Origin of the sequence: Streptomyces celluloflavus, from assembly GCA_000720995.1 — a bacterium.
Lineage (GTDB): Bacteria > Actinomycetota > Actinomycetes > Streptomycetales > Streptomycetaceae > Streptomyces > Streptomyces celluloflavus.
Genome location: JOEL01000040.1, coordinates 48,908 through 57,633 on the forward strand (window position 1 = coordinate 48,908; position 8,726 = coordinate 57,633).

At 71.8% G+C, this 8,726-nt stretch carries 8 protein-coding genes; 4 read left to right on the plus strand and 4 right to left on the minus strand.

The genetic code is table 11. The features are described from left to right. Positions 1-53: 53 nt before the first annotated feature. A complete protein-coding gene (gene nadA / locus IH09_RS27810) occupies positions 54-1,244 on the minus strand; it encodes a quinolinate synthase NadA (protein ID WP_052860258.1) in 1,191 nt (396 codons plus the stop codon). A gap of 327 nt (positions 1,245-1,571) precedes the next feature. Here nadA and IH09_RS27815 point away from each other — a divergent pair, with 327 nt between their 5' ends. Continuing rightward, a complete protein-coding gene (locus IH09_RS27815) occupies positions 1,572-1,925 on the plus strand; it encodes a HesB/IscA family protein (protein ID WP_052860250.1) in 354 nt (117 codons plus the stop codon). Positions 1,926-2,106: 181 nt separating this feature from the next. Here the strand turns inward: IH09_RS27815 and IH09_RS27820 are convergent, their stop codons facing one another. Then, complete coding sequence (locus tag IH09_RS27820) at positions 2,107-3,699, minus strand: hypothetical protein (RefSeq protein WP_318279572.1); 1,593 nt, start codon at positions 3,697-3,699, stop codon at positions 2,107-2,109. A gap of 129 nt (positions 3,700-3,828) precedes the next feature. Beyond that, positions 3,829-4,152 carry a hypothetical protein gene (locus IH09_RS27825; RefSeq protein ID WP_052860251.1) on the minus strand — a complete coding sequence of 108 codons (324 nt, stop codon included), beginning with the start codon at positions 4,150-4,152 and terminating at the stop codon, positions 3,829-3,831. A gap of 141 nt (positions 4,153-4,293) precedes the next feature. Here IH09_RS27825 and IH09_RS27830 point away from each other — a divergent pair, with 141 nt between their 5' ends. Further along, the gene (locus IH09_RS27830) at positions 4,294-5,268 is read left to right on the plus strand and encodes a carbohydrate kinase family protein (protein WP_052860252.1); all 975 of its coding nucleotides are present in this window, start codon (positions 4,294-4,296) and stop codon (positions 5,266-5,268) included. A gap of 49 nt (positions 5,269-5,317) precedes the next feature. Here IH09_RS27830 and IH09_RS27835 read toward each other — a convergent pair whose 3' ends face one another. Next, positions 5,318-6,775, minus strand: a complete 1,458-nt coding sequence (locus IH09_RS27835; protein WP_052860253.1) for an aminotransferase class V-fold PLP-dependent enzyme — start codon at positions 6,773-6,775, stop codon at positions 5,318-5,320. 335 nt (positions 6,776-7,110) lie between these two features. Here IH09_RS27835 and ctaC point away from each other — a divergent pair, with 335 nt between their 5' ends. Next, positions 7,111-8,073 (plus strand): aa3-type cytochrome oxidase subunit II, encoded by a 963-nt coding sequence (ctaC, locus tag IH09_RS27840; protein ID WP_110952630.1) that lies wholly within the window; start codon positions 7,111-7,113, stop codon positions 8,071-8,073. Beyond that, positions 8,070-8,726: cbb3-type cytochrome c oxidase subunit I (locus tag IH09_RS27845; RefSeq protein WP_190233433.1), on the plus strand; the 657-nt coding region annotated here is incomplete at its 3' end. The genes ctaC and IH09_RS27845, both read left to right, overlap by 4 nt.

Sequence of the window (8,726 nt, forward strand, 5' to 3'; positions counted from 1 at the left end):
CCGCGCCCGTATCCAGCGCGGGCCCCGGCCCCTCACACGTATCCCCCGCGCGCCTACGGCAGCGCCAGCATCCGCTCCAGCGCGAGCTTCGCGAACGCGGCGGTCCCGGGGTCCACCTCGATCCGGTTGACCGTCTTGCCGGCTGCCAGCGATTCCAGCGTCCACACCAGGTGGGGGAGGTCGATCCGGTTCATGGTCGAGCAGAAGCAGACCGTCTTGTCGAGGAAGACGATCTCCTTGTCCTGGTCGGCGAAACGGTTCGCCAGCCGCCGGACGAGGTTCAGCTCGGTGCCGATCGCCCACTTCGACCCGGCGGGCGCCGCCTCCAGGGCCTTGATGATGTACTCCGTCGATCCGACGTAGTCCGCCGCCTCCACCACCTCGTGCTTGCACTCGGGGTGCACCAGCACGTTGACGCCGGGGATCCGCGCCCGTACGTCCTCGACCGACTCCAGCGAGAACCGGCCGTGCACCGAGCAGTGCCCGCGCCAAAGGATCATCCGGGCGTTTTGCAGCTGCTCGGTGGTGAGCCCGCCGTTGGGCTTGTGCGGGTTGTAAACGACGCAGTCCTCCAGGGACATGCCCATGTCCCGTACGGCGGTGTTGCGCCCGAGGTGCTGGTCGGGGAGGAAGAGCACCTTGCTCGTCGCGGGGTCGCCCTGTGCGAACGCCCAGTCCAGGGCCCGCTCGGCGTTGGAGGAGGTGCAGATCGTGCCGCCGTGCTCGCCGGTGAACGCCTTGATGTCGGCCGAGGAGTTCATGTACGAGACGGGCACGACCTGCTCGGCTATACCGGCCTCGGTGAGCACGTCCCAGCACTCGGCGACCTGTTCGGCGGTGGCCATGTCGGCCATCGAACAGCCGGCGGCCAGATCGGGGAGGACGACCTGCTGGTCGTCGCCGGTGAGGATGTCCGCGGACTCGGCCATGAAGTGCACACCGCAGAAGACGATGTACTCGGCGTCCGGGCGGGCGGCCGCGTCCCGTGCCAGCTTGAAGGAGTCGCCGGTCACGTCGGCGAACTCGATGACCTCGTCGCGCTGGTAGTGGTGCCCGAGGACGAAGACCTTGTCCCCGAGCTTCGCCTTGGCCGCGCGGGCGCGCTCGACGAGATCCGGGTCGGACGGCGCCGGGAGGTCGCCGGGGCACTCCACACCGCGCTCGCTCCGCGGATCGGCCTCGCGGCCGAGGAGGAGCAGGGCCAGCGGGGTCGGCTGGACGTCCAGGGGCTGGGCGGTGGTCACGACACGCACCCTCTCTTTTCTGCGGACAGCAGACGGTAGACAGCGGGCAGCAGCGGTGGGCGCACTGCCTTTTCGTCTATTTGACGCTATCTATCATAGCGGCTTCATGTCACGTTGACGATGGCCATAGTGTCGATGTGACGCATCCACCTCCGGGCATTTCCGGGCGACCGCCGAGCGCCGTCCGCCGGTGTGCGAGCATGAAAGGGAGAGCCTTCCGGCGATGCCCGGAGGCTCGTCGAGAACTTGCGCCCAGCCGGAATTAATCCGGGGCCCCGTCGGTTGCAGCCGAGGGCAAGCGGTCCGTACAACCCGGGAGAGATGTAGATGAGTGTTCAGGACGAGACCACCGTCAGCGAGGGCATCATCCTGTCCGACGCGGCTGCGTCGAAGGTGAAGGGCCTGCTGGAGCAGGAGGGCCGGGACGACCTCGCGCTGCGGGTGGCCGTGCAGCCCGGCGGCTGCTCCGGACTCCGCTACCAGCTCTTCTTCGACGAGCGTTCGCTCGACGGCGACGTCGTGAAGGACTTCGACGGCGTCAAGGTCGTCACCGACCGGATGAGCGCCCCCTACCTGGGCGGCGCCTCCATCGACTTCGTCGACACCATCGAGAAGCAGGGCTTCACGATCGACAACCCGAACGCCACCGGTTCCTGCGCCTGCGGCGACTCCTTCAGCTGAGCGCCCGCGGGTACGGAAGGCGGCGCCCCCCCGGTTGGGGGAGCGCCGCCTTCGTCGTTTCCCGCCTTCTCCGGCGCCCTCGACGGATTCCGGTGCCGTCCGCGCACTCCGGTACCGCCGACCGGTCGGCTGACGGGCTGGGACCGGCCGGATCTCCACGGTTTCCGGCCGACGGCCGCCGTCAGCCCTTCGGCACGGTCCCGCCGCTCGACACATCGACCACCTTCCGGCCGTCCAGCGGCTTCGCCAGCGTCACCGTCGCGGTGAACTCTTTGGCGATCTTGACGCAGACCTGCCCCGGCTCCCGCTCCGTGCCGACCACCTCGACCCGCACCGTCGTGGCCGACTCCACCGCGCTCGCCGCATAGCTGCTGCAGACCCCGCCCCAGAAGCGCAGCGTCAGCTTCCTGCCGTCCCCGGCGACGGTGTACGAGGCCGCCGCCGTCACCCCGGCCTTTCCGGACGGCCGCGGACCGTGCGGCGCGCCGTCGCCGCCCCGCCGCGTCAGATATTTCGGCTGCACCGCGGGGTGCGCGACCGTGGCGCTCGCGTCCGGGCCGTCGCCGGTGGTGCCCGCCTGGCGCACCGTGAACAGCCACGACGGCACCAGCGCCGGCCCGCCGTCCACGTACCGCATCGCGAGCCCGAAGACCGCGCCGGTCACCTCGGCCGGCTGCGGCGCCTTCGCCGGCGACGGCTCGCACGGGGCGATCCCGCCGGTGCCGGTGCCGGCGCCCTTGTCCGGCCGGGTGCCGTTCCCCGGCGACGCGCAGCCGTTGCCGGGGCCGGGCCGCCCGCCGGGGGAGTTCAGCAGCGCCAGCGTCTTGTCCGCGCTCAGCACCGGATAGTCGGCCCCCTTGACCAGCTGCGCCAACTGGCCGCTGCCGCCGACCACTTGGCCGTCGGAGCCGACCTGGAGGGTGCTCTGCCAGCCGTACGTCGGCAGCCCGCCGAGCACCGGACGCGCGGTCACGGTCCGCACCGCGCCGGACAGCCCGCCCGTATCGAGCTTCGCGTCCTCCTGGCCGAGCGCCGCCAGCACCGGCCGGACCGCCTGCGCCGCCTTCTCCGGCGGCACCGCGCCCCCGCCCCCGCCGCCGCCCTCGTCCGAGGCCGTGGCGCCCGCGTCGGCCCGGTACGAAGGGCAGCCCGGCGGGGTCGACGCCGGGCCCGCGGCGCCGCTCCCGCCGGACCCGGCCTTCGGTGAGGCGGGCAGCGGGCAGTTCGTGCCGCCCGGGGCGCCGTACCGCGTGTACGTCCACGCGCCGGAGCCGGTCCTGTTCACCTGGAGGGCGGGGCCGTGGCCGTCCCGGGCCGGCCCGCCGACCCTCCAGACCGTGCCCTCCGAACGAACCTTTCCGGCCACATCCAGGGCCTTCGCCAGCCGCTCCACCGCGTCCTGGCCGATCTGCCCCTGCGGGCGGTACACCGGCGCGGCCGCCGGCCCGCCGGGCAGCTTCACCACCGCCCGGTAGCGCGCGCCCCGCGGGTCGGGCTCACCGGCGGCGATCGAACCGCCGCCGGCGGTGCCGTCGAGCGCCAGCGGCGGCGGGTCGCCCTGGGCCGGTGCGCCCGTGCCGGGGGCCGCGGCGCCGCCCGCGGACGCGGCCCAGTACGCCGCGCCGCCCCCGGCGAGCAGTACGGCGGCGGCCATCGAGGTGACCGCCAGCGGGGTGCGCCGCCTGCGCACCGTGGGCGTCGGGCTGCCGGGGGTGTCGGGGCTGTCGGGGTTGCCGGGGGTGTCCGGGGTATCCGGGCTGTCGGGGGTCTGCACCGCATCGCTCCTTCGGCTCCGCTGGACATCTGACGTGTCATCCTCCGCGAGAGGAACGCCGATGGGACGGAGCCGGGGCGCGAGCGGTTCCCCGGCGTCGCCGCTCAGCCGCCGGGCCCGTACATACCGTCAGTCGCCGTACTCGGACATACCGTCGACGAGTGCGGCGGAGGCGGCCGGGACCTCGACCCCGCGCAGCTCGGCCGCGCGGCCCGGCGCCGGCGCGGCGGACCGGCCCGCCCGCCAGCGCGGCGCCATCCGCGCGCAGTCGCCGCGCAGCTGGGCCAGCGACTCCGGATCGGCGGCGGACCGCCGTCCGGGGTGCCCCGCCGCGCCGGCGCCCGACGGGTTACGCGAGACGCCGGAAGCGGCGGAGGTGCCGGAAGCGCCGGAGGGGAGAGAAGTCCCGGAAGTGACGGAATGCGAAGTGGCGGGTTTCACATGCTTGGTCATACCGGCACCGTACGCACCGGGCGGCCTGCGGAGAAAGACCTACTATTGGGTAGATTCGTCAGGTAGGAGCGCCCAGGGCAACCCGGTAGCGTTGCCCTCCGTCCGCCCGCCCCTTACGCCATCCGCAGGAGCAGACCCGTCGTGCGTATCGCAGTCACCGGCTCCATCGCCACCGACCACCTGATGACCTTCCCCGGCCGCTTCGCCGACCAACTGGTCGCCGATCAGCTGCACACGGTTTCCCTTTCCTTCCTGGTGGACCAGCTCGACGTCCGCCGCGGCGGCGTCGCCGCCAACATCTGCTTCGGCATGGGCCAGCTCGGCACCGAGCCGATCCTGGTCGGCGCCGCGGGCAATGACTTCGACGAGTACCGCGCCTGGCTCGACCGCCACGGCGTGGACACCAGCTCGGTGCACATCTCCGAGCTCCTGCACACCGCCCGCTTCGTCTGCACCACCGACGCCGACCACAACCAGATCGGCTCCTTCTACACCGGGGCGATGAGCGAGGCCCGGCTGATCGAGCTGCACACCGTGGCCGAGCGGGTCGGCGGGCTGGACCTCGTCGTGATCGGCGCGGACGACCCCGAGGCGATGATCCGCCACACCGAGGAGTGCCGCACCCGCGGTATCCCCTTCGGCGCGGACTTCTCCCAGCAGATCGCCCGGATGGACGGCGACGCCATCCGCACCCTGCTGGAGGACGCGGCCTACCTCTTCTCCAACGAGTACGAGAAGGGCCTGATCGAGTCCAAGACCGGCTGGAGCGACGCGGAGATCCTCGCCAAGGTCGGTACCCGCGTCACGACCCTGGGCGCCAACGGCGTCCGCATCGAGCGGGTCGGCGAACCGGCCATCGAGGTCGGCTGCGCGGAGGAGCGGACCAAGGCCGACCCGACCGGTGTCGGCGACGCCTTCCGCGCGGGCTTCCTGTCCGGTCTGGCCTGGGGCGTCGGCCTGGAGCGCGCGGCGCAGGTCGGCTGCATGCTCGCGACGCTGGTCATCGAGACCGTCGGCACCCAGGAGTACGAGCTGCACCGCAGCAACTTCATGGACCGCTTCACCAAGGCGTACGGCCACGAGGCCGCCGGCGAGATCCGGGCCCACTTGGCCTGAGCCGCACCGGCCGGGGCGGGCCCCGGCCGGGCCGCTCCGTTCCGGGCCGTCAGACGCGGCGCCGCACCATGTACGCGGCGCCGCGCTCCGCCGCCCGCTCGCCCAGGTACTCGTGCTCGCGCATCGCGCACCAGGCGGGGATGTCCAGCCGCGCGGCCTCGTCGTCGGCGAGCACGGTCACCGTCCCGCCGACCGGCACCTCGCCGATCACCTTCGCCAGCTCGATGACCGGGAGCGGACAGCGCTTGCCGAGCGCGTCGAGCACCAGCCCGCCGGGGGAGCCGGTGGCGGCTTCCGGGGTGACGGTTTCGGGGGCGGCGGCCGTCGGGGACCCCGGCGCCTGCCGGGTCGCGCTCGCAGCCGGTCCCGCCGGCACCCCCAGCCGCTCCCGTACCGAGCGCACCACCTCCGGCAGCACCGCAAGGAAGCGGTCCACCGCCTCCTCGGGGGTGCCGTACGGGAGCGAGATCCGGACATTTCCCTCCGACAGCACGCCCATCGCGCGCAGCACATGGCTCGGCGTCAGCGTGCTGGACGTACAGGACGATCCGGACGAGACCGAGAAGCCCGCGCGGTCGAGTTCGTGCAGCAGGCTCTCCCCGTCGACATAGAGACACGAGAAGGTCACCAGGTGCGGCAGCCGGCGGACCGGATCGCCGACCACCTCCACGTCCGGGACCAGCTCGGGCACCCGGACCCGGATCCGGTCCACCAGCCGCCGCAGCCGCGCCGCCTCGTCCGGCCCGCTCTCCGCCGCCGCCCGCAGCGCCCGCAGGGACGCCGCCGCGGCGATCACCGCGGGCAGATTCCCGAACCCCGGTACGCGGCCCGACTCCCGTTCGTCCTGCGGCCCCTGGGGGGAGAACCGGGTGCCCTTGCGGACCGCCAGCAGTCCGACGCCGGGTGGCCCGCCCCATTTGTGGGCGCTCGCCGCCAGCAGCGACCAGCCGCCGGGCACCGGACCCCAGGGCAGCGACTGGGCCGCGTCCACCAGCAGCGGCACACCCGCCTCCCGGCAGCGGTCCGCCACCGCTTCGACCGGCTGCTCGGTGCCCACCTCGTGGTTGGCGGACTGGAGGCAGACGAGCGCGGTGTCCGCCCGCAGCGCGGCCGCGACGTCCTCGGCCGCCACTCGGCCCGTACGGTCCACGGGCACCTCCGACAGCGTCCCGCCGGCCGCCTCGTGGCGGGCGGCGGCGTGCAGTACCGAGGAGTGCTCGACGGCGGAGTGCAGCAGCCGGCGGCCGACACGCCGACGGGCGGCGAGCGCGCCGGAGATTCCGGAGTGCACGGCATACGTCCCCGAAGGGGTGAAAACCAGTTCGTCGGGGCGGCAGCCCACCGCCTCCGCGGCGGCCTCCCGCGCGGCGTCCAGCAGCAGCCGGGCCCGCCGCCCCTCGCGGTAGAGCCGGGCCGGATCGGCCCAGCCCTCGTCGAGCGCGGCGAGCAGGGCCTCCCGGGCGACGGGGTGCAGCGGGGCGGTGGCGGCGGCGTCGAAGTAGGGCACGTACGAGACGGTAGATCACGGTGCCCGGCGCGGCACCGGCCCCGGGTCCCGGCGCGGCCGTACGGGCCGGGGCAGGTGCCGTACGGGCCCGGGGGCCGGACGCGGCGCCCCGGCGCGGTGCCGGGCGCCGCGTCAGATGCCTGGTGGGACCGGGGTTTCGGCCCCTTGGGGGTGCGGCGCGGCGCGTTGGGCACCCTCCCCGCGCGACCCCAAATAGCGTCCAGTAGGGTTTGGTCCGCATAAACATCCAAACCCCTGCCCGTGCCAGGGCCGGCGACCGACCAGCGAGACGGCCGCAGCCGGTCTCGCGGGCGAGACTCTCGGGAAGGCGCTACGTGAGTCCCAACGGCTCCGACCGCTCGTCGCGGCGCCCGATGCGGCGGAAGCTGCCGCAGGTGCTTGCTGCGGGCCTGGTCCTGGCGACCGCGACTGGTTGCACATACAAGGACTTCCCCCGCCTCGGCATGCCGACGCCCGTCACCGACGAGGCGCCGCGGATCCTCTCTCTTTGGCAGGGCTCCTGGGCCGCCGCCCTCGCAACGGGCGTGCTGGTGTGGGGCCTGATCATCTGGAGCGTGATCTTCCACCGCCGCAGCAGGACCAAGGTGCAGGTCCCCGCGCAGACGCGGTACAACATGCCGATCGAGGCTTTGTACACGATCGTGCCGTTCATCATCATCGCGGTGCTCTTCTATTTCACCGCGCGCGATGAGAGCGAAATCCTCAAGACCTCCAAGAAGCCGGACCACGTGATCAACGTGATCGGCTTCCAGTGGAGCTGGGCGTTCAACTACTTGGAGAACGTGGACGGCAACAAGTCGACCACGAACATCAACGCCAAGGAACTCGACGCGATCCCGGACAAGTGGAAGAAGGGTGTGCCCGAGGGCGCCGAAGGCGTCTACGACCAGGGCACCCCGGCGACACGGAACCCGCAGACCGGCAACCCGGGCCCGACCCTGTGGCTGCCCAAGGGCGAGACGGTTCAGTTCATCCTGACGTCGCGTGACGTCATCCACTCCTTCTGGGTGGTGCCGTTCCTGATGAAGCAGGACGTCATCCCGGGCCACACCAACGTCTTCGAGGTGACTCCGAACCAGGAGGGCACCTTCATGGGCAAGTGCGCCGAGCTCTGCGGTGTCGACCACTCCCGGATGCTCTTCAACGTCAAGGTCGTCTCCCCCGAGAAGTACCGGGAGCACCTGAAGGAACTGGCGAAGAAGGGCCAGACCGGTTACCTGCCGTCGGGCATCAAGCAGACGGATCACGCCAGGAACGCGGAGACCAAAAACAAGTGAGCATCCTCAACGAACCTCAGGGTGCCGCCGCCGATACGGCTCCGGCAGCACCGCCCGTACGCCAGAAGCAACCCGGTATCGCCGTGGTGAAGTGGCTCACGACCACCGACCACAAGACCATCGGCACGATGTATCTGGTCACGTCGTTCGCGTTCTTCTGCATCGGCGGCGTGATGGCGCTCCTGATGCGTGCCGAACTCGCTCGCCCCGGCACGCAGATCATGTCGAACGAGCAGTTCAACCAGGCGTTCACGATGCACGGCACGATCATGCTGCTGATGTTCGCGACGCCGCTGTTCGCAGGATTCGCGAACTGGATCATGCCGCTCCAGATTGGCGCGCCGGACGTGGCGTTCCCGCGGCTGAACATGTTCGCCTACTGGCTCTACCTCTTCGGCTCGCTCATCGCGGTGGCCGGCTTCCTCACCCCGCAGGGTGCGGCCGACTTCGGCTGGTTCGCGTACTCCCCGCTCTCGGACGCGGTGCGTTCGCCGGGTGTCGGTGCCGATATGTGGATCATGGGTCTGGCTTTCTCGGGCTTCGGCACGATTCTTGGTTCGGTCAACTTCATCACCACGATCATCTGCATGCGCGCGCCCGGCATGACGATGTTCCGGATGCCGATCTTCACGTGGAATGTGCTGCTGACCGGT

Excerpts from the sequence above, each read along its gene's own strand:
- IH09_RS27825 (WP_052860251.1), bottom strand. The coding sequence starts at position 4,152 with ATGACCAAGCATGTGAAACCCGCCACTTCGCATTCCGTCACTTCCGGG.
- IH09_RS27815 (WP_052860250.1), top strand. The coding sequence starts at position 1,572 with ATGAGTGTTCAGGACGAGACCACCGTCAGCGAGGGCATCATCCTGTCC.